The sequence below is a fragment of the Novosphingobium sp. FG137 genome, from assembly GCF_057809735.1.
In genome coordinates this window covers 23,266-43,214 of record NZ_JBMDKN010000012.1, presented here as the reverse complement: position 1 = coordinate 43,214, position 19,949 = coordinate 23,266, and the positions used below count along the sequence as shown (strand labels likewise).

The following is a 19,949-nucleotide window of genomic DNA, read 5'->3' as shown; positions in this document are numbered from 1 at the left end:
GAAAAGCTCAGTCGTCCTCAGGTGTTACCGGCAGGGGTGCATGGAGGCGCAGCCGGGTGAGCCTGCGCTCGTCCCCTGCCGTCACCTCGATCCGCCACCCGCTGTCATGTTCCAGCACGCGGCCGACCGGGGGGACTTCACCCGCCAGCACGACCGCGAGCCCGCCCAGAGTATCCACGTCCTCGTCCACCAGCGCAAGCCGGGGATCGATCCGCTCGCCCACATCGTCAAGCTCGGCACGCGCGTCCGCGTCCCAGGTCAGTTCGTCGATCTGGCAGAGCAGTTCCTTCGGCGCATCGTCGTGCTCATCCTCGATCTCGCCGACGATCTCCTCGACAAGGTCCTCGATGGTGATGATCCCGTCGGTGCCCGAATATTCGTCGATCACGATGGCAAGGTGGGTGCGGCTGGAGCGCATGTCGGCCAGCACGTCGAGCGCGCCGCGTGCCTGGGGCACGAACAGTGGCTGGCGCATGAGCCCGGTCCAGTCCTTGGGCGCGGCCTTGCCCGAGAGCGCCATGCCTGCGACGATCGGAAACAGGTCCTTCACGTGGAGCATGCCGACCACTTCATCGAGCGATGTGCCATAGACCGGCAGGCGGCTGTGGCCGTGCTCGGCAAAGGCGCTCACGACCTCCTCGAAGGTTGCGGCGGCGGGGATCGCCACGATCTCGCCACGCGGGATGGCGACATCGTCGGCGTCGTTCTCGCTGAAATGGAGCAGGTTCTTGAGCATCTGGCGCTCGAGCGGCAGGAGATCGCCGTCTGCACCGTTGCTGCCACCGGAATCGCCTTCGTGCTCCTCGATCGCTTCCTCGATCTGCGCGCGCAGCGATTGGTCGTGATCCGGTCCCCGGAAGAATGCCTTGAGCGCGCGCCACAACGCGCCGCTACTGTCTCCTTCGCCCGATCGGCTTTCGCCGCCGGACCCATTGCCCTCAGGCACGGCCCATCACTCCTTTGTCGCTAATGCGCCGCATATGGGTCGGCGAGGCCCATCAGCGCAAGCGCCTTTGTCTCCAGAGCCTCCATTTCCGCAGCGTCATCCTCGCCGGTCTCATGATCGTAGCCCGCCAGATGGAGCAGGCCGTGGACAATGAGGTGGGCTGCATGGGCCTCCACCGTGATGCCCTTGTCCGCCGCCTCACGCATGCAGACCCCGTGCGCGAGGATCAGATCACCCAGCATCCCCGGTGCACCCGGCGCCGCGGCTGCCGCCAGCACCTCCTCGCGCGACAGCATGGGGAACGACAGCACGTTGGTCGGCTTGTCCTTGGCCCGCCACTGCTTGTTGAGCGCGTGGACTTCCTCGTCATCGGCCATGACGAGGCTGACGAGAAGATGCTCGTGCGCGAGTTCCGGAGCAACAGCACCGGCGGCTTCCGCTGCGCGCGCGGCAAGGTCTTCCCAGTCGGTGGAACTCGGCCAGACGGGGTCGATATCGAGTTCGAGGGTGGGGGCAGCCATCGCAGTCAAGGGATGAGGGTCATCACGAGGCCGGACAGATCTTGCTCTCGAAGGGACGTCCCGCGCGCTGGGCCTTCTTCGCGTCGGACGCCTCGACCTCGCGGAACACGAACTCGAACAGCGCAACCGTGTTTTCGGCCGGGAGCGGGTCGAGGATCGTGAGGACCCTGTCCACCTTGCCGCAAACTTCAGGGGTCAGATCCTTGCCCATCGCCTTGAACAGGCCGACCTTGAGGAACACGCGAAGCTCTGCGGCCGACATGCCGGAGAGCTCCCCCTTGGTATCGAACCTTTCCACGATCGCGGGCACTGCGCTTTCGTCCCCCGGCAAGGCCTCGTAGCGCTTCAGGAGGTCAGGACCCTTGGTGGCAAGGTAGGAACTGTTGCCAAGAACGGGCACGCACTTGGTCGAGACGCCGTTGATCAGGATCGGCATGGCGAACCGCGCCGCGACACGCATTTCCGCACCGGTGATGCATTTCACCGGCGCCGCGAGCACGGGCTGGATTGTCATGGCCGCCAAGGCCAAGGTTGCTGCAAGCTTCTTTATCATGCCGGTTTTCCCCCTCGCCAGGCAGCGCTCAATCGCGGCCTTCGTAAGCCTCGACGATCCGGCCGACAATGGGATGGCGGACCACATCGGCAATATTGAAGCGCACCATGCCGATGCCGTCCACGCCGTCGAGCCGGCCCACAGCATCGTTCAGCCCGCTCGCCGCCGAGCCGCCGGGCAGGTCGGTCTGCTTGGGATCGCCGCAGATCACCATGCGGCTGTTCTGGCCGAAGCGGGTGAGGAACATCTTCATCTGCATCGGCGTGGTGTTCTGCGCTTCGTCGAGAATGACGAAGGCGTCGGCCAGCGTGCGCCCGCGCATGAAGGCGATCGGCGCGATCTCGATCTCGCCCGAGGCCAGCCGCCGCTCGACCTGTTCGGGCGGCATGCAATCGTAAAGCGCATCGTAAAGCGGGCGGAGATAGGGATCGACCTTCTCCTTCATGTCGCCGGGCAGGAAGCCGAGCCGCTCGCCTGCCTCCACCGCCGGGCGCGAGAGGATCAGGCGCTGCACGCTGCCGCTGATGAGCTGCGCGACCGCTTGTGCCACGGCGAGGTAGGTCTTGCCGGTGCCCGCTGGCCCGAGCGCGAAGATCACGTCATCGCGCACCAGCGCGCGCATGTATTCGATCTGGGTGGCTGAGCGCGGAACAATGGTCTTCTTGCGCGTGCGGATCATGATAGGCGGCGCGCCATCGGGGGCGCCGGAGATGATCCCTTCGAGCGTCGGTTCGTTCGACATCATGATCAGCGAATCGACCGCGCCCGCATCCACCTCATGCCCGGAAAGCAGGCGCTGATGCATGCCTTTGAGGACATCGCGGGCGCGTGCGACCGCATCGTCCGGCCCTTCGATCACTGCCTTGTTGCCCCGTGCGGAGATGTAGACCCCCATGCGGTTCTCGATCTGCACGAGATTCTGGTCGAACTGGCCGAACAGCGCACCGAGCACCGTCTGCTCCTCGAACGCGATCTCGATCCTGGCGCGTCGCTGGCTTTCGCTTCGTGCGGCTTCACCGCGCTGTGGATCATTGCGTAAGGCACCCTGCCAGTCGCTGCGGGCAGCCTCTTCATGCGAACGGGAGAACTTGCGGGCCATGCGCTCCTTTCAGGTTTGCTGATGCGAGATTAGGCACCGATGCGACAGGCGCAAGACACGCCGGGCCGAAATCGCATCATTTGCACCGCCTTGTGGCGGGCGGGGCCCTTCTTGCGACAAACTGCGACCAAAATGTCGCTCCCCTTAAGCCGCTGTTCCCGGCTGGTTCAGCCCGAGAAAGGCATTCTTCATCTGTGGTCGCAGGCAAGCGATCCCGTCTGAAGGAGAATCCGATGCGCAAGTTTCTGCTGGCAGCCGCGTTCCTCGCGCTGACCCCCGCTGTGGCGCCTGCCATGGCACAGGCCCATGCCGGTCCCGTGGCTGCTGATGCCCGCGCCCACGCCATCCACCGCGAAGTCGTACGCGATCGCCATGAAGTGCGTGAAGAACGCCGCGAGTTGCGCCACGACCGCCATGAACTGCGCCGCGATCAGCGCCGGCTCCACCGCGCGCGTGTCGCCCGCGCCCGGGCCTGGCATCGCCACCACCACTACCACGGCTAAGAGGTGAGGTACGCGCTGCCGTTTACGCGGCGGCGCGCGCCACCAGCTGGCCGGCCAGCGAATTGGGCCCGGCCTCGACGAGATCGACGTCCACGAGATCGCCCAGCGCCGCATCCCCGGTGAAGTGCACCGATTGCAGCCAGGGTGATTTGCCCAGCCACTGCCCGGCGTGGCGGCCCTTGCGTTCGACCAGCACCGAGCAGCGCTTGCCGACGCTCGCCGTGTTGAACGCAAGGCTGTCACGCTGGAGCGCGGCTTGCAGGCGCTGCAGGCGCTCGTCCATCACTTCGGGCGCGATCTGGCCGTCCATCGTGGCGGCGGGGGTGCCGGGGCGGGCGGAGAACTTGAAACTGAACGCCTGCGCATAGCGGGCGTCGGCGATGATCTGCAGCGTTTCGGCAAATTCCGCTTCGGTCTCGCCCGGGAAGCCGACGATGAAATCGCCGGAAAGCGCGATGTCCGGCCGCGCGGCACGCACGCGCTCCAGAATGCGCAAATAGCTCTCCGCAGTGTGGCTGCGGTTCATCGCCTTCAGCACGCGGTCGCTGCCAGATTGCACGGGCAGGTGGAGGAACGGCATCAACTTCGGATTGCTGCCATGCGCCTCGATCAGCGCATCGTCCATGTCCGCCGGGTGGCTGGTGGTGTAGCGGATGCGGCCAAGGTCCTCGATCCGCCCCAGTTCCTCGGCAAGCTCAGCAAGACCGACACGGCGGCCCTTGTCGTCCTCTCCCGCCCAGGCATTCACGTTCTGTCCCAGCAGCGTGATCTCACGTGCGCCGCCTTCAACCAGCGCGCGGGCCTCGCTGACGAGATCGGCATAAGGGCGCGAGAGTTCCGCGCCGCGCGTGTAGGGCACCACGCAGTAGGTGCAGAACTTGTCGCAGCCTTCCTGCACGGTGAGGAAGGCGCTGGCCCCGACCTTGCGGCGCTTGGGCAGTGCGGCGAACTTGGCCTCGGCGGGCATGTCGGTCTCGGTCGCGCGGCCACCGGCGGCAGCTTCGGCGACCATTGCGGGCAGGCGGTGATAGGCCTGCGGGCCGACGACGACACGCACCGACGGCGCGCGCGTCATGATTTCCTCGCCCTCCGCCTGCGCGACGCAGCCCGCGACCGCGATCAGCGGCACCGCGCCAGCCTCGCGCCCATCTTTCACGATCCGGCCGATATCGGAATAGACCTTCTCGGTCGCCTTCTCGCGGATGTGGCAGGTGTTGAGGACGACGAGATCGGCGGCTTCGCGTTCGTCTGCCGCCGTCATGCCTTCGGCGGTCAGCAGTTCGGCCATGCGCTCGCCGTCATAGACGTTCATCTGGCAGCCGAAGCTTTTCACATGGAAGGTGCGGGGGGGCTGATTGGCAGACATCTGGCGGCGCTTACGCGATTATGCCGCGTGATAGAAGGGGGCGCGCAGGGTCAGGCGCCCGGATCGACGAGCACCGCGCGCACTAGCCGCTCGATCCTCCTGACCATGACTTTGGGATCGCTCGCACGGTTCGCAATGCCGTTCGCGGCAGAAAACAGCAGCTGCGCAGTCTCGGCCGCCCATTCGCGTCCATGCCCGGCGCGCACGAGCGCTTCGGTCAGCCCGGTCAGGATCGCCGTGTCGAGCGCAGCGAAGCGCTGCGCGACATGGGCCGCCTTGGCCTGAAACAGCTCGCCGGCAAAGGTCGAGCGCTGCACACGTGCCTGCACGATGGCATGCTTTGCGACGAGGGCGGTGGCGAGCGGGGAGGGGAAGGGCGTATCTGCGGCCAGCGCAGCTTCGACCGCGTTTTCCATCATGTCTGCGATCCGCTCGGCCACAGCCGCGAAGACCGCCTCCTTGTCACGGAAATAGCCGTAGAGCGTAACTTTCGACATGCCGGCCGCTTCAGCGATTGCTTCGACCGACGTGGCGCGAAAACCCTGGGCCACGAACAGCGTTTCCGCTGCATCAAGCAGACGCTCGCGACGCGCGGCGCGGATGGGGCTGAGCTCGGCTTGCATATCTGAACGATAAGACATAAAAGCGTTCATATCGTAAGATTCGTACTCCTGCAAACAGGATTGCTGCCCGATGGTCCGGATACTCCTGCGCGTCGCTGCCGTGATCGGCTTGATCCTCGCGGTCTTCGTGCTGTGGTTCTATGCGACCTACGGCGGCACCGGGCAGCCATTCCCGCGCATCGGCGATCCCAAACCGCGCCTTCAGGCCGAACTGATCGCCACTCTGCCTGAACCGCCGGGCAACCTAGCCGTCTCCGCTAGCGGCCGCGTGTTCTTCACTTATCACGCCGAGGGGCGCCCCGCGATCAAGGTGCTTGAACTGGTGAACGGCAAGCCTGTTCCCTATCCAAACCTTGAAATGCAGCGCGGCGACCGGGACCGACCGTCCTACGGCGCGGTGTTCAATATCCGCATCGATGCCCGGAACCGCCTGTGGAGCATCGACCACGGCGAACACGGCGTGTTCGGCGCGCGGCTGGTGGCGGTCGATCTCAATACCAACACGCCGATCAAGCAGATCTGGTTGCCGCGTTCAGTGGCGGGTATCGGGTCCTATGTGCAGGACATGCAGATCGATGCCGCGGGCCGGATGATCTACCTCGCCGATATCGGCGTGTTCAGCGGCCATCCGGGGCTGATCGTGGTCGACAGCGAGACGGGCAAGGCACGGCGCCTGCTCGACAACCATCCGGCGATCATGCCCGGGCCTTATGCGGTGCGTGCGCAGGCGCGGCTGATGCAGCCGCTGGGCAACAGCCTGTTCTGGTTCCACCCCGCCTTCGATCCCATCGCGCTCGATCGGCAGGGCACCTGGCTCTATATCGGACCGATGGCGGGCAAGATGCTCTCGCGCGTGCGGGTGGCGGACCTCAACAACGTAAGCCTGTCGCCGGCCGAACTGGCCGCCCGTGTCGAGCCATATGCCGAGCGTCCGCAGGCCGATGGCCTGACGATCGACAACGAGGGGAACATCTACCTGACCGGTATCGAGGACGGGATCGTGTGGAAACTGGGTCCCGACCGCAAGCTGACCGCGCTGGCTGGCCATCCCAAGATGCGCTGGCCCGATGGCCTCAGCTTCGGGCCGAACAACATGGTCTACGTGGCAGACAGCGACATCCCCGATGTGATGATGCAATCGAAGGCCCATATGCGCGAAAAGGCACCCTACTACCTCTTCCGCTTCCCGGCAGACGGGACAGCACTTGCCGGGCAATAAGCAGTGCAAGATACCAAGACAAAAGCACTTTTATCCTGTTGTGCGCAACTGCAGCAACCGGAGCGGATGCGAATTGCAGCCTAGATGCAAGATCGCTCTTGTAATCCAAATTAAATCAGTAGAGATTTAACGGACCCCTCAAGGAGGTCCGCCATGCGCTCTTGCGTTGTTGTTAGCAGGGTTTCCACTTTCATCATGGGGGGCAGCCTGCTTGCCCTCGCCGCCTGCAGTGAAAAGGCGCCGGAGGCGTCCGGTAAAAGCTACAGCAAGCCCAAGGAAGCCGCCGCTGCCGTCGATATCGCGGAGGACGCGCCGCCTCCGGCCATGGCCCGCGCGGTCACCAGGAAGTCCGAATGGACCATTGGCGGGCTTGTCAGCGGCAAGACCGAGACGACCATGCTCGATCCCGTGGCGCCGCCGCCGGTGGTCATCGAACCGCCCGCGATGCCGACCAATCCGGTCCAGCCGCAATCGGGTCTGCTGACGGCAGGCGATGTCGATGATCTGCTCAATCCCGGACAATATGCCGCCTATGCCGGGCGCTTCCTCCAGGCGAGCGGGCAGTCGCTGCCGTTCTACGATACGCGCGGCCGGGTGGTGATCCGCGTGGTCGATGCACGCGGGCGGCCGGTGCCGTTTGCACAGACCGATGTCGGCCGCTCCGGCGCGCCGCTCCACCTCGTGACCGCTGCCGACGGGACTGCCTCGTTCTATCCGCGGGCCGACCGCATCCCCCAGAAGACCACCGTGGCCGTGACCGGGACCGCCGGCTCTGCGCGCAAGTCCGTCGCGCTTTCGGCAGGCCGGCTGGTCGAGATCGCGCTTCCCGGCCTGGCCGCTGCGCCGCGCGCCATGGACCTTGCGCTGGTGATCGACACCACCGGCAGCATGGGCGACGAGATGGAGTACATCCAGGCCGAGCTCGATACGATCGTCGCGCGGCTCAAGCGCAATGCCGGACAGATCGACTTGCGCATCGGCGTGGTGCTCTACCGCGATGAGGGCGATGACTATGTCGTCCAGTCGACACCGCTGACCGGGAACATCGGTTCGATCCGCACGCTGCTGGCCCGTCAGGATGCCGATGGCGGCGGCGATACGCCGGAGGCAATGGACCGGGCGGTGGCGGAGGCTGGCCGCCTGCAATGGCGCCCGGATGCCGCGAAGGCCGTGCTGCTCGTGACCGATGCGCCGCCGCACGAGGATGCGATCGGCGCCACGCTTGACGCGACGCAGCAGCTGCGCAGCCGCGGCGTGCAGATCGTTCCCGTTGCGGCGAGCGGGGTGGAGGACAGTGCCCAATATGTCCTGCGCTCGATGGCCGCGTTGACGCAGGGGCGGTACATCTTCCTGACCGATGACAGCGGCGTAGGTGATAGCCATGCCGAACCGGATGTGGCGTGCTATCTGGTTACCCGGCTCGATACGATGGTGGCGCGCGTGCTGGCAGGTATTGCCACGGGGAAGCGCGTCGAGCCGCGTCAGGGCGATGTCATTCGCGCGGTTGGTGGTTATGATCGTGGACGCTGCAGCATCGCGCAGCAACGCGGGCAGGATCAGCGGCGGCAGCAGGGCTGACCGCCGATCTGCACGGGATCAGTTGCGGGTGATGCAGTAAACCGATGCCGGTGGCACGTTTCGCCACACGCGCGCGGTGCGGTGCGCGGAGAGGCCCAGCCGGGCCATGATCTCTTCGCGTACCGGGCACTTCGGGCCATAGGTGAACTGGTAAAGCGCGGCATCCGGCGTGCAGAAGCCGAACGCGGTGGCGACGATGCTCTCCACCTCGCGGCTGGGAAAGTTGAGCAGCGGCAGGCCGCTCACCACTGCGGCCGGGCGGCGGCCCTGGAGCATGTCTTCCGTTACGCTGGCCGCCTTGTGGGCCAGCACGAGCGCCTGCGGAAAGGCCGTGCGCAGCCGTGCGGCGAGCAGATGGTCTGCCTCGACCAGGATCAGATTGCTCTCGGGAACACCGCGCGCGATGAGGGCGCGCGTGAACACGCCGGTGCCGGGGCCGAGTTCGAGCACGGGGCCGGCCGCCGGATCGATTTCGGCAGTGATGGCCGCCGCCAGCGCAGGACCACTGACGAAGCCGCCGAACCGCCGCGGATTGGCAACAAGGCGGCGCAGGCCAAGCAAAGCCTCAGGCGGGCCATTGGCCTCTCTGGCCGGGGTGCTGCGATGGCGGGCTTTCTGGAGATTGATCTTGCGGCGCACCGCGCTGGCCAGCTTGTGCACCACCTGGCGCGGACGGCGCGCCATGCCGGGCTTGAGCTTCAGCTTCACGCCGCGTTCTTTGCCGCTTCGTAGCGCACGGGCGCGACATCGAAAGCGAAGGGCCGGAGCGGTTCACCCAATGCGGCTTCCAGCGCGGGTTCGATGCGGCGGCGCGCTTCGGCGGCGATCGCCTTGCGCCCGGCCAGCCCCTGCGGATCGAACGGTTCGAGGAAGTGAACCTCGAGCCGGAACGAGCCACGACGTGAGAGAATGCGCTTGCCGTTGGAAACACCGTCTTCCGTGCCGATCCAGCCAATCCATTCGGCGACGCGGCCATAATCGAGCACCACTGGCTGCACCATCACGCCCGGCGGCGGCGGCTCCAGCACGCGCAGCATCGAGGTCTTGAAGGGGAGCAGCGATTTGCCATCGGTGCAGGTGCCTTCAGGGAACACGGTGATCGACCAGTTGTCGGCCAGCGCTTCCTTGAGGCGGTTGATCTGGTCCGCCACGCCCATGCGGTCCTCGCGGCTCACGAACACGGTGCGGTTGATCCGCGCGAGCCAGCCGACGATCGGCGCTTGCGACAATTCGGCCTTGGCGACGAAGGCCGTGCCGCTGGCCCCGCCAAGCGCAAGGATATCCACCCACGAAAGATGGTTCGAAATATAGAACACATCGCGCTTCAGCGGCACGCCGTGGACCCGCACACGCGCGCCGATGATGCGCGCCGCCAGAAACAGGAACAGCTTGGGAAACGGCGAGCCATAATGCACGACGCGGTAGAGGTAGTGCAGCGGCACGCAGAGCAGCATGGCCAGCACCAGCGCCACACCGCGCAGCACGATCCGCATCCAGCCCATCCAGGTGATGGCTGCGCCGCGTTCCGGGCCGACCTGGCGGCGGGCCTTACGCCTCGCGATCAGACTTGACACCATATAGCTCCATGCGGTGGTCGACGAGGCGGTAGCCAAGCCGTTCGGCAATCTGGCGCTGCAGCGCCTCAAGCTCCGGATCGACGAATTCGATGACCTTTCCGGTCTCGACATCGATCAGATGGTCGTGGTGCGCCTCGGGCGTCGCCTCATAACGGGCGCGGCCATCGCCGAAATCGTGGCGATCAAGGATCCCCGCCTCCTCGAAGAGGCGGACGGTGCGGTAGACCGTGGCGATGGAAATGCGCGGATCGCGCGCCGATGCGCGCTCATGCAGCTTCTCGACATCGGGATGGTCGTCGCTCTCCGACAGCACCTGCGCGATCACGCGGCGTTGTTCGGTGATCCTGAGACCCCGTTCCGCGCAAAGCGCTTCGATGTCGATTGCCTGGTGCAAGCTTGCGGCCCATCCGGTTAGATTGCGTGCAGCATAGTTTGCTGCGCCAATTCTTCAACCGGCGCGCTGTCGATTTGCGGGCAGTATCAGGCCCGGATCGGGGAAAAGTGAACACGGCGAGGCCACGCGCAAAAGAATGGAGGCCTCGCCGGTTCCGGGCCGGCCTTGGCCGGCATCAGGCAGCTCAGCCGGCAGCCTTGGCGCTGCGGCCACGCTTGGGCGCAGGCTTGCGGCCGAGGCCGATCTTCTTGGCCAATTCGCGGCGCTTTTCAGCATAAGCCGGAGCGACCATCGGGTAGTCTGCCGGCAGGTTCCAGCGGGCGCGATATTGATCCGGGGTCATGTTGTAGCGCGTCATCAGATGGCGCTTGAGCATCTTGAGCTTCTTGCCGTCTTCAAGGCAGACAATGTGATCGTTCTTCACCGAAGCGCGGATCGAAACCGCGGGTTCAGGAGCCGGTTCTGCTGCCGGTTGCGTGGGATTGAGGCCAGCCAGCGCGGCATAGACATTGCTGATCAGCATCGGCAGGTCGTTAACAGCGACGCTGTTGTTGCTGACGTGGGCTGAGACGATGTCTGATGTGAGCGTGATCAGCGTTTCCCGCATATCGTTTTCGATTTCACTCATTGTACCCGTACCTTTTGCGGTTGTTATCTTCTTTTTGCCCAGTCAAGGCTCAGTGAGTCCAGAGTAGACTTCACCGCATATACGCCTGCGCAACAGAGTTACAACCATTGCGGGTCAATCAGCTCATTTTTCCGCCAGAATTCTCCCAAACATAGGTCTATGCAGGTAATTTTGCTTAATTGTTCGCAATATACAGTTCCTGACTGAGCGCATCCAGCCGCTCGCCGCTGACTGTGCGGTAGTATCCGGGCCTTATGCCGACAGTCCGGAAGCCAAAGCCTGTGTATAACTTGCCGGCGGGATTGTTCCGCCGCATTTCGAGAAAAAGCCGCCGGATGCCCCGCAAACGCGCCCGTGCGATGACTTCGGTCAGAAGTGCAGCCCCCAGACCCTTGCCGCGATACTGGGGAAGTATGGCAAAGAGCAGCAGTTCTTCCTCGTCGAAGATCGACCGGGTAAGGGCAAACCCTGCCACGGGTTCTGCGAGGTTCGGATCGAATGATCCCTCTGCGCCAATCAGGCAGTAACCGGTGCCGGTAAGCAGAAGCGAGTCCGAAACCTGACGGCGGTTCCATGCCTCCCCGTACTCAGGCGCGAAGGCGCCGGTCATGACTTCCATGATCCGGTCGATATCATCGGCGCTGCCTGGCGTGTTGTAGTTCATGGCAAAGCTGCCTTCACGCGGCCGCCATCACGCAATCGGAAGCCGCGCATCGGGTGCGCGGCCATAGCGGGGCGTGGGATCGGGGCGCAGGGCATCGCGGCCGAGCAGCGCAAAGGCGCGTGCATCGGGCCAGAGCGGATAGGCGGCAGGCGTGCCGCCGCGCCGCGCGGCCAGCGCCTCGGCCTGGCTGCCGACCACGACCAGCGCCTGCGAGCGCTCCGTCGCCGCATCCGGTAGCAATGATGCCGGTTCGGCCAGCGCGGTGCCGTCTGCCGCGAAGGGCTGGAAGAACCACTCGCCGTGTCCGCCGCTCATCACCACGTCGATGGCGTTCCCGCCATGTGCGGCGCGGGCCATCGCACCGACGAGCGCGAGGCAGGCATAGCCTTCGAGCGGTACGCCCCACGCCAGCACCAGCGCGCGCGCGGCGGCAAGGCCCACGCGAATACCGGTGAAGCTGCCAGGACCGGCGTTGACGGCGATGCGGTCGGCACGGCCCTTGCCGGGCAAAGCGGCGATCATCGGCACAAGCTGTTCGGCATGGCCACGCCCGAGCATGGCGTGCGTGCCCGCCACCAGTTCTCCATTGTCGAACAAGGCCACCGAACAGGCTTCGGTGGCGCTGTCGATCACCAGCCGGCGCAAGTGCGTGCCGCCTCAGGCCAGCGTGTTGAAGGTGGCGAAATCAGGCCGGGGGCTGCGCGCGAAGATCGTGGCCGGATCGCCGTAGCCTAGCGTCGAAATGAAATTGGACTTCACGCGCGTGCCGGCGAAGAACGCCGCGTCCACCGCTGCATTGTTGAAGCCCGACATCGGCCCGGTATCAAGCCCTACCATGCGCGCGGCAATGATGAAGTAGGCGCCCTGCAGCGTCGAGTTGCGCATGGCGGAAACCTCGCGCAGCGCTTCGTTGCCCTCGAACCAGCTCTTTGCATCGGCATGGGGGAACAGCCAGGGCAGCTGCTCGTGGAAATCGATGTCCATGCCGATGATCACGCTGACAGGTGCCTTGCGGATCTTGTCAGGGTTCGTGCCCCCGGCGCAGGCGGCGAGCTTTTCCTTCGCCTCATCGCTCACGCACCAGACGAGCCGCGCGGGCATCTGGTTGGCCGAGGTCGGCCCCATCTTCATCAGGTCCCAGATCGCGTGCAGCTGCTCCTCGCTCACCGGCTTGTCGAGATAGCCATTGTAGGTGCGGGCGGTGCGGAACACCTGATCAAGCGCGGTGTCATCAAGCGGTAGGGACATCGGGGCAAACCTTCGGGGGATCGGGCCTTCGGGGGATCGGGATCAGGCGGCGCGCACTTCGCTGACTTCGGGCACGTAGTGCTTGAGCAACGATTCGATGCCGTGCTTGAGCGTGGCGGTGGACGAGGGGCAGCCCGAGCAGGCGCCCTGCATCTTGAGGTAGACCACGCCTTCGCGGAAGCCGCGATAGATGATGTCGCCGCCATCGTTCGCCACGGCCGGGCGCACGCGGGTTTCGATCAGGTCCTTGATCTGCTCGACGATCTCGGCGTCGGCCGGATCATCGCCGTAGTGCGTGTCATCCTCCGCCTCACCGGGAACCACGAAGTCCGCGCCGGCCGAGGTGAACAGCGGCGCCTGCGCCACGAAATGATCGAGCAGCAGGGCGAGCACCTGCGGCTTGAGCGGCGCCCATTCGGAGCCCGGCGCGATCGTCACCGCGATGAAGTCGCGCCCGTAAAGTACGCCCGTCACATCGCCCATCGAGAAGAGCGCTTCCGCCAGCGGAGATGCCGCTGCCGCCTCGGGCGAGGTGAACTCGCGCGTGCCGGTGGCCATGACGATCTCGCCCGGAAGAAACTTCAGCGTGGCGGGGTTCGGGGTGGTTTCGGTTTCAATGAACATGTCTCAGCATGTAGGCCCCCATCGATGGGGGTCAAGGGGCGAATGCGCCCGAAAATCAGGCCCCGAACATCAGGCCTTGGCCTCACCCATCGGTGTGCGGGGCGGTGTTCTGCGCTGGCAGGTGCAGGCAGGCTGGTTTAAGGGGCCGCGCATGAGCACCACGCACTGCGGCCTTCGCCGAATCGCCCTTACCCTTTCACTTATCGCCTGCGCCGCGATGCCGGTCTCGGCTCTGGCGCAGGCCGCCAAGCCCGCACCCGCGCCGGCTGCCGTGGCCGAGATCCTGCCGGTGCCGCTGAACCCGGTCGTCCCCGCAGCGCAGCGCGTGTGCAGCGCGAAGACCGCCTCGGGCCTCGGCACCCGCATGCTGCGCGATGCGGCTGGCGCAAAGCCCGGTGCGTCCGACTATGTGCTCGTCAACTACATCGGTTACCTTGCCGCCGATGGCACCGTGTTCGATCAGAACGTCAGCCAGGCCTTCCCCGCCGGCGGCGTGATCAAGGGCTTTTCCGAAGGCCTCCAGCTGATGAACAAGGGCAGCGTCTGGCGCTTCTGCATCCCGGCGGCGCTGGGTTATGGCGAAAAGGCTGCCGGGCCGATCCCGGCGAATGCCGATCTCGTCTTCCAGGTGGAGCTGGTCGATTTCAAGACCGAAGCCGAAATCGCGGCGATGCGTGCCGAAGCGCAGAAGCAGGCGGCCCAGCCGTCGCAGGGCGCGGATGCGGATGCACCGGCCCCGGCACCGGCTCCGGCAAAGCCGAAGAAGTGATCTGAACGCGGCAGGGGGTGAGGGACCAATTCACTGGTCCTTCATTTCTTGCCGCCCTATACAGCGGATATGGCTTTTCTGTCCCGGTTCGCCCCGCGTACGCCCCGCGCTCTCGCTCCCGTACTTTCCGCCGTTCTTGTCGGCCTGCTTGGAGCACCCTCACCGGTCCTTGCCAAAGCACCGGCCAAGCCGGCGGTAGTGGCCCCCAAGACGGCAAGCGGTTCAGGCCCCTGGCTCTATCGCGGCAGCGATGTGCCGCAGGACAAGGCGTGGATCTTCGGTGTCCTGCCCAATGGCCTGCGCTATGCCGTGCGCCGCAACGGCGTGCCGCCAGGCCAGGTTTCGGTGCGCATGCTGATCGATGCGGGCTCGCTTTATGAAACCGATCCGCAGCGCGGCTATGCGCACCTGATCGAGCACCTGACCTTCCGCGATTCGAAATACCTCAAGGCGGGTGAGGCGATCCCCGCCTGGCAGCGGCTCGGCGCCACCTTCGGCAGCGATACCAATGCCGAGACGAGCCCGACGCAGACCGTCTACAAGCTCGACATTCCCGACGTTTCCCCCGCCAAGCTCGACGAGACGTTCCGCCTTCTTTCCGGCATGATCACCGCGCCGATCTTCACCGATGTGGGCGTGAAGACCGAAGTGCCGATCGTGCTTGCCGAAATGCGCGAGCGCTCGGGCCCGCAGACGCGCATCCTCGATGGTACGCGCGCCATTTTCTTCGCAGGCCAGCCGCTCGGCAGCCGTTCGCCCATCGGGACCGAGGAAACGCTGAACGCGGCAACCCCGGCCAAGGTCAAGGCGTTCCACGATGCATGGTACCGGCCTGACAATGCGGTCATCGTTGTCGCCGGCGATGCCGATCCGGAGGCGCTGATCGCCCGCATCAAGCAGTGGTTCGGCACCTGGAAGGGCGCGAGCTTTGCCAAGGGCAAGCGCCCGCCGCTCCCTGATTTCGGTGCGCCAAAGCCGCCCGTCGGCGGTGATCCCGCAAATCCGGTGGGCGATGCCAAAGTCATGGTTGAGCCCGATCTGCCGCGCGTATTCAATTATGCCGTGCTGCGGCCGTGGCACAAAGTGCAGGATACGATCGTCTACAATCAGGGCCTGATGATCGATCGGCTGGGCATCGCGATCATCAATCGCCGGCTCGAAGGCCGGGCGCGCGCTGGGGGCAGCTTCCTCGCTGCCTCGGTCGAGCAGCAGCGCATCAGTCGTTCCGCCGACGCCACGCTGGTGACGGTGACCCCGCTGACCGACGACTGGAAGGCCGCGGTCAAAGATGTCCGCGCAGTTATCGCCGATGCGCTGGCAACGCCGCCGACCGAAGAGGAAATCGCCCGCGAGGTGGCCGAGTTCGACGTGGCCTTCAAGGTGCCGGTCGAAACGCAGGAGACGCTCGCCGGATCGAAGCTGGCGGACGACATCACCGATGCGGTCGACATTCGCGAGACGGTGGCCAATCCCGATACGGTCTACAGCATCTTCCGCTCGTCGATCCCGCTGTTTACCCCGGCAGCAGTGCTCGATCACACCCGCGCGTTGTTCAAGGGAACCGTGATCCGTCCCGTGCTGATCACTCCCAAGGCGACCGATGGCACCGAAGCGGACTTGCGCGCCGCGCTGCAGGCGCCGGTGGCGCCGTCTTCGGGCAGCCGCCTTGCCGCCAGTTCCTTGAGCTTCAAGGACCTGCCGCCGATCGGCCAGCCCGGCAAGCTCGCCAACGCAGAAGGCACCGGCCTGCTCGGGATCGAGCGGATCGAGCTTTCGAACGGCGTGAAGGCGCTGCTCTGGTCGAACGAGGCCGAACCGGGCCGGGTGATCGTGCGCGTCCACTTCGGCGGCGGCTATGCGGTGATCGATCCCAAGGATGCGGTCTACGCCTCGCTGGGCGAAACGGCGCTGATGGACAGTGGCTTCGGAACTGTCGGGCGCGAGGATCTCGACCGGCTGGCGACGGGCCGCAAGCTCAGCCTAGATTTCGATATCGACGATACGACCTTCAAGTTCTCGGCCGATACGCGGCCCGCAGACCTGGCCGACCAGCTCTACCTTTTCGCGGCCAAGCTGGCGATGCCGCGCTGGGAAGCCAATCCGGTGATCCGCGCGCAGGCCGCCGCGCGGCTGGCCTATGAATCGACCAATGCCTCAGCCTCCTCGGTGCTTGGACGTGATGTTGGCTGGCTGCTCAAGGATGGCGATCCGCGCTATGCCGTGCCTAATCCGGCGGAAATTGCGCGGGCGAACCCCGATGGGTTCCGCCGTGTCTGGTCGGCGCTCCTCAAGCAGGGGCCGATCGAGGTCGATATCTTCGGCGATTTCAACCGCGACGAGACCGTCGCCGCGCTCGAGCGCACGTTCGGTGCGCTGCCCGCGCGCGATCCGCTGCCCACGACCGGTTTTGCGCCCAAGGTGCCCGAACCGGTCGGCGATCCGCTCACGCTCAACCACCATGGCGACGCCAACACGGCGGCAGCGCTGGTCGCCTGGCCCACCGGCGGCGGCAACGCGGGCGTCCACGAATCGCGCCAGCTCGAACTCCTCGCGCAGGTCTTCAACAACCGTCTGTTCGATGCGATGCGCGAGAAGATCGGGGCAAGCTATGCGCCGCAGGTATCCTCCAACTGGCCGCTCGATCTGCCCTCGGGCGGCTACCTCGCGGCGATGAGCCAGCTGCGCCCCGGCGATCTCCCGGCTTTCTTCGGTGCGACCGACAAGATTGCCGCCGATCTGGCCGCTGCACCCGCAACGCCGGACGAGATCGCCCGCGTGACCGAGCCGATGAAGCAGCTCATCACCCGTGCCAGCACCGGCAACGGGTTCTACATGTACCAGCTCGAAGGCGGTGCGCTCGATCCGGACAAGTTCACCCAGATCCGCTCGATCCTCTCGGACTACAGCGCGATCACGCCGGAGCGACTGCAGACGCTGGCCAAGCGCTATCTGGTGCCGGGCAAGGCGTGGCGGCTCAGGGTCGTGCCGGGGAAATGACCCGGCGCATCGCCACGTGCCGGTGCGGCGGGCTGACCGCGACCTGCACGGGCGAACCGGTGCGCGTCTCGGTCTGCCACTGCCTTGAATGCCAGAAGCGCAGCGGCAGCGCGTTTGCAGTGCAGGCGCGCTGGCCGCTGGATCAGGTCGAGCTCAGCGGCGCATTCCACGAATGGGTGCGCGTGGGGGAAAGCGGCAAGCCCGCAACCTTCCGCTTCTGCCCGACCTGCGGCGCGACCGTGGCGTTCATTTCTGCCTCCATGCCCGATCTCACCGCCGTTCCCGTCGGCGCCTTTGCCGACCCGACATTCCCGCCGCCGCGCTTCTCGGTGTTCGAGACGCGGATGCACCCCTGGGTCAGCGTCTCGGGCGGGGATATGGAACACTGGGACTAGCGGACCTTGCCCCAAGGCTGCCTTGAACCGCGTGGCAGGCGCCGATAGGCTCAATGCCATGATCTTCAGGGAGTATTCTCATGCGGCGTCTCGCCCTTCTCGCGGCCTTGGCCTTGTCAGCCTCGGCACATCCGGCGCTGGCGCAAACCGTGGCTGAGCCGAGTGATCCCTATATCTGGCTCGAGGACGTCAGTTCTCCCCGCGCCATGGCCTGGGTCGAGGGGGAGAACGCGCGTTCACTGGCGGTGCTCAAGGCCGATCCGCATTTTGCCGGCTTCTATGCCGATGCGCTCAAGATTGCCGAGGCGACCGACCGGATCGCCATGCCGCGCCTGATCGGCGGGCAGATCGCCAATCTCTGGCAGGATGCCGCCCACGTCCACGGCTTGTGGCGCATGACCACGCAGACTGAGTACGAGAAGCCGGAGCCCAACTGGCAGACTTTGCTCGATCTCGATGCGCTTTCCGCAGCGGAGAAGGCCAACTGGGTCTGGGCGGGCGCAGACTGCGAACCCAGTTCCGAAAAGCGCTGCCTCGTCGCGCTCTCCGATGGCGGCGAGGATGCCAATACCCTGCGCGAGTTCGATCTCGCCAGCCGCAGCTTCGTTTCCGGCGGGTTCACGCTGCCCAAATCGAAGCAGTGGGTCAGCTGGGAAACGCCGGACAGCCTGATCGCCGCGCGCGATTGGGGTGCGGGCACGATGACCGCCAGCGGCTATCCCTTCGTGGTCAAGCGGGTCCTGCGCGGCGCACCACTGACAGCGGCGACCGAGGTGTTTCGCGGCAAGCCGGACGATGTGTTCGTCATTCCGGCGAGCTTCACGGACGGCGCTGGCCATACCGAAGTGGTCATCACGCGCGGGATCACCTTTTTCGAGGCGGAGTTTGTACGCGTCACGGCGCAGGGCACCACGCCCATTGCGGTGCCGCGCAAGAGCACGGTCAAGGGCCTGCTGCAGGGCCGCCTGATCTTTCAGGTCAACGAGGACTGGACGCCGAAGGGCGGCCAGCCGATCCCCGCCGGCGCTCTCGTCGCGGTCGATCCCGAAGGCAAGGCCGCGCCGGAACTGATCTTCGCGCCGGGCCCGCGCCAGTCGGTCGATGCGGACGAAGTCACGCTAACCCGCGACCACGTGCTCGCGGCGGTCTATGACAACGTGCGCGGGCGGGCGATGCGCTTCACCCGCAGCGCGGGCGGCTGGCAGCAGAGCGTGCTGCCCTTGCCCGACAACGCGGCGGTGAGCATGGTTTCCAGCGACCACGCCTCCAACACCGCCTATGTCTCGGTGCAGAGCTACCTCTTGCCCACAGCGCTCTGGAAGGTCGATGTTGCCAGCGGCAACGCGGTCCAGATCAAGCAGACTCCGGCGCGTTTCGCAGCCGATGGGCTGGTGACCGAACAGTTCGAGGCGACTTCGAAGGACGGGACGAAGGTCCCCTATTTCATCACTCACCGCGCCGATATGCCGCTGACCGGCGCGACGCCCACGCTGATGACGGCCTACGGCGGCTTTCAGGTCTCCTACACGCCCCACTATAGCGCGATCACCGGCAAGCTCTGGCTTGAGCGCGGCGGTGCCTTCGTGGTGGCAAACATCCGCGGCGGCGGCGAGTTCGGCCCGGCGTGGCACGAGGCGGGGCTCAAGACCAAGCGTCAGGTGATCTACGACGATTTCGCCGCGGTTGCCGAAGACCTCACGGCACGCAAGATCACCAGCGCGAAGAAGCTGGGCATCTATGGCGGCTCGAACGGCGGGCTGCTCATGGGCGTAGAACTTACCCAGCGGCCCGAGCTGTTCGGTGCGGTCAGCATCCAGATCCCGCTGCTCGACATGCTGCGCTATGAAAAGCTCTCCGCCGGGGCCTCGTGGGTCGGGGAATATGGCACCATGGCAAACCCGGACGAGAAGGCGTTCTGGCTGAAGACCTCGCCCTATTCGAACCTCAAGCGCGGCGCGCCCTACCCCGAGACGCTGATCTGGACGACGACCAAGGACGACCGCGTCGGCCCGGTGCAGGCGCGCAAGTTTGCCGCGCGGATGAAGGAGTATGGCCTGCCCTACCTCTACTACGAGACAACGGCGGGCGGGCATGGCGCCGGGGCCAATCTCAAGGAAAGCGCAATGACCACCGCGCTCGAGATGGTCTACTTCCAGCGCCGCCTGATGGACGCGAACCAGCGCGCCGCCGCCAAACCTTTGCATTTCCGCTACGGTACCGCTAAACGCGCGCGTCCTTGAGGAAA

General features: G+C 65.6%; 21 protein-coding genes. 7 read left to right on the top strand and 14 right to left on the bottom strand.

The window, feature by feature from the left end:
• Positions 1-7: 7 nt before the first annotated feature.
• The 4 genes from ACODS2_RS22400 to ACODS2_RS22385 all read right to left on the bottom strand — a co-directional run bounded on the left by ACODS2_RS22400 (position 8) and on the right by ACODS2_RS22385 (position 3,119).
• A complete protein-coding gene (locus tag ACODS2_RS22400) occupies positions 8-946 on the bottom strand; it encodes a hemolysin family protein (RefSeq protein WP_298164872.1) in 939 nt (312 codons plus the stop codon).
• Positions 947-966: 20 nt separating this feature from the next.
• Positions 967-1,467: an rRNA maturation RNase YbeY gene (ybeY, locus tag ACODS2_RS22395; RefSeq protein ID WP_489000717.1), complete on the bottom strand. Its 501-nt coding sequence runs from the start codon at positions 1,465-1,467 to the stop codon at positions 967-969.
• Between the two features lie 22 nt (positions 1,468-1,489).
• On the bottom strand, positions 1,490-1,981 hold the full coding sequence (locus tag ACODS2_RS22390) for a hypothetical protein (RefSeq protein WP_489000716.1): 492 nt from the start codon (positions 1,979-1,981) through the stop codon (positions 1,490-1,492).
• A gap of 67 nt (positions 1,982-2,048) precedes the next feature.
• Positions 2,049-3,119 (bottom strand): PhoH family protein, encoded by a 1,071-nt coding sequence (locus tag ACODS2_RS22385; RefSeq protein ID WP_489000715.1) that lies wholly within the window; start codon positions 3,117-3,119, stop codon positions 2,049-2,051.
• 233 nt (positions 3,120-3,352) lie between these two features.
• Here ACODS2_RS22385 and ACODS2_RS22380 point away from each other — a divergent pair, with 233 nt between their 5' ends.
• On the top strand, positions 3,353-3,622 hold the full coding sequence (locus tag ACODS2_RS22380; RefSeq protein WP_489000714.1) for a hypothetical protein: 270 nt from the start codon (positions 3,353-3,355) through the stop codon (positions 3,620-3,622).
• Positions 3,623-3,644: 22 nt separating this feature from the next.
• Here ACODS2_RS22380 and miaB read toward each other — a convergent pair whose 3' ends face one another.
• Both miaB and ACODS2_RS22370 read right to left on the bottom strand, forming a co-directional pair.
• On the bottom strand, positions 3,645-4,988 hold the full coding sequence (gene miaB, locus ACODS2_RS22375) for a tRNA (N6-isopentenyl adenosine(37)-C2)-methylthiotransferase MiaB (RefSeq protein ID WP_489000713.1): 1,344 nt from the start codon (positions 4,986-4,988) through the stop codon (positions 3,645-3,647).
• 50 nt (positions 4,989-5,038) lie between these two features.
• The gene (locus ACODS2_RS22370; RefSeq protein ID WP_489000712.1) at positions 5,039-5,629 is read right to left on the bottom strand and encodes a TetR/AcrR family transcriptional regulator; all 591 of its coding nucleotides are present in this window, start codon (positions 5,627-5,629) and stop codon (positions 5,039-5,041) included.
• A 52-nt stretch (positions 5,630-5,681) separates the two neighbouring features.
• Here ACODS2_RS22370 and ACODS2_RS22365 point away from each other — a divergent pair, with 52 nt between their 5' ends.
• The gene (locus ACODS2_RS22365) at positions 5,682-6,830 is read left to right on the top strand and encodes an L-dopachrome tautomerase-related protein (RefSeq protein WP_489000711.1); all 1,149 of its coding nucleotides are present in this window, start codon (positions 5,682-5,684) and stop codon (positions 6,828-6,830) included.
• A gap of 195 nt (positions 6,831-7,025) precedes the next feature.
• Entirely contained in the window at positions 7,026-8,408 is a 1,383-nt protein-coding gene (locus ACODS2_RS22360) for a vWA domain-containing protein (RefSeq protein ID WP_489000710.1), read from the top strand.
• A gap of 18 nt (positions 8,409-8,426) precedes the next feature.
• On the opposite strand, the gene ACODS2_RS22355 is transcribed toward ACODS2_RS22360, so the two are convergent.
• The 8 genes from ACODS2_RS22355 to ACODS2_RS22320 form a co-directional block, all read right to left on the bottom strand.
• Positions 8,427-9,116, bottom strand: a complete 690-nt coding sequence (locus ACODS2_RS22355) for a class I SAM-dependent methyltransferase (RefSeq protein ID WP_489000709.1) — start codon at positions 9,114-9,116, stop codon at positions 8,427-8,429.
• Entirely contained in the window at positions 9,113-9,985 is an 873-nt protein-coding gene (locus tag ACODS2_RS22350; protein ID WP_489000708.1) for a lysophospholipid acyltransferase family protein, read from the bottom strand. The genes ACODS2_RS22355 and ACODS2_RS22350 overlap by 4 nt, the downstream gene beginning before the upstream one ends.
• The gene (locus tag ACODS2_RS22345) at positions 9,957-10,379 is read right to left on the bottom strand and encodes a Fur family transcriptional regulator (protein WP_054122249.1); all 423 of its coding nucleotides are present in this window, start codon (positions 10,377-10,379) and stop codon (positions 9,957-9,959) included. Before ACODS2_RS22345 ends, ACODS2_RS22350 begins: the two co-directional genes overlap by 29 nt.
• A 184-nt stretch (positions 10,380-10,563) precedes the next feature.
• Entirely contained in the window at positions 10,564-11,007 is a 444-nt protein-coding gene (locus ACODS2_RS22340; RefSeq protein WP_298164849.1) for a Ros/MucR family transcriptional regulator, read from the bottom strand.
• A 175-nt stretch (positions 11,008-11,182) separates the two neighbouring features.
• The gene (locus tag ACODS2_RS22335) at positions 11,183-11,671 is read right to left on the bottom strand and encodes a GNAT family N-acetyltransferase (RefSeq protein ID WP_489000707.1); all 489 of its coding nucleotides are present in this window, start codon (positions 11,669-11,671) and stop codon (positions 11,183-11,185) included.
• 27 nt (positions 11,672-11,698) lie between these two features.
• Entirely contained in the window at positions 11,699-12,316 is a 618-nt protein-coding gene (gene tsaB, locus ACODS2_RS22330; protein ID WP_489000706.1) for a tRNA (adenosine(37)-N6)-threonylcarbamoyltransferase complex dimerization subunit type 1 TsaB, read from the bottom strand.
• Positions 12,317-12,328: 12 nt separating this feature from the next.
• The gene (locus tag ACODS2_RS22325; protein ID WP_298164843.1) at positions 12,329-12,919 is read right to left on the bottom strand and encodes a malonic semialdehyde reductase; all 591 of its coding nucleotides are present in this window, start codon (positions 12,917-12,919) and stop codon (positions 12,329-12,331) included.
• Positions 12,920-12,961: 42 nt separating this feature from the next.
• Complete coding sequence (locus ACODS2_RS22320) at positions 12,962-13,543, bottom strand: NifU family protein (protein WP_298164841.1); 582 nt, start codon at positions 13,541-13,543, stop codon at positions 12,962-12,964.
• A 151-nt stretch (positions 13,544-13,694) separates the two neighbouring features.
• Here ACODS2_RS22320 and ACODS2_RS22315 point away from each other — a divergent pair, with 151 nt between their 5' ends.
• The 4 genes from ACODS2_RS22315 (at position 13,695) to ACODS2_RS22300 (ending at position 19,944) form a co-directional block, all read left to right on the top strand.
• On the top strand, positions 13,695-14,312 hold the full coding sequence (locus ACODS2_RS22315; protein WP_489000705.1) for an FKBP-type peptidyl-prolyl cis-trans isomerase: 618 nt from the start codon (positions 13,695-13,697) through the stop codon (positions 14,310-14,312).
• Positions 14,313-14,381: 69 nt separating this feature from the next.
• On the top strand, positions 14,382-17,309 hold the full coding sequence (locus ACODS2_RS22310) for a M16 family metallopeptidase (RefSeq protein WP_489000704.1): 2,928 nt from the start codon (positions 14,382-14,384) through the stop codon (positions 17,307-17,309).
• A complete protein-coding gene (locus ACODS2_RS22305; protein WP_489000703.1) occupies positions 17,306-17,704 on the top strand; it encodes a GFA family protein in 399 nt (132 codons plus the stop codon). The genes ACODS2_RS22310 and ACODS2_RS22305 overlap by 4 nt, the downstream gene beginning before the upstream one ends.
• An 80-nt stretch (positions 17,705-17,784) precedes the next feature.
• A complete protein-coding gene (locus tag ACODS2_RS22300) occupies positions 17,785-19,944 on the top strand; it encodes a prolyl oligopeptidase family serine peptidase (protein WP_489000702.1) in 2,160 nt (719 codons plus the stop codon).
• Positions 19,945-19,949: the final 5 nt, after the last annotated feature.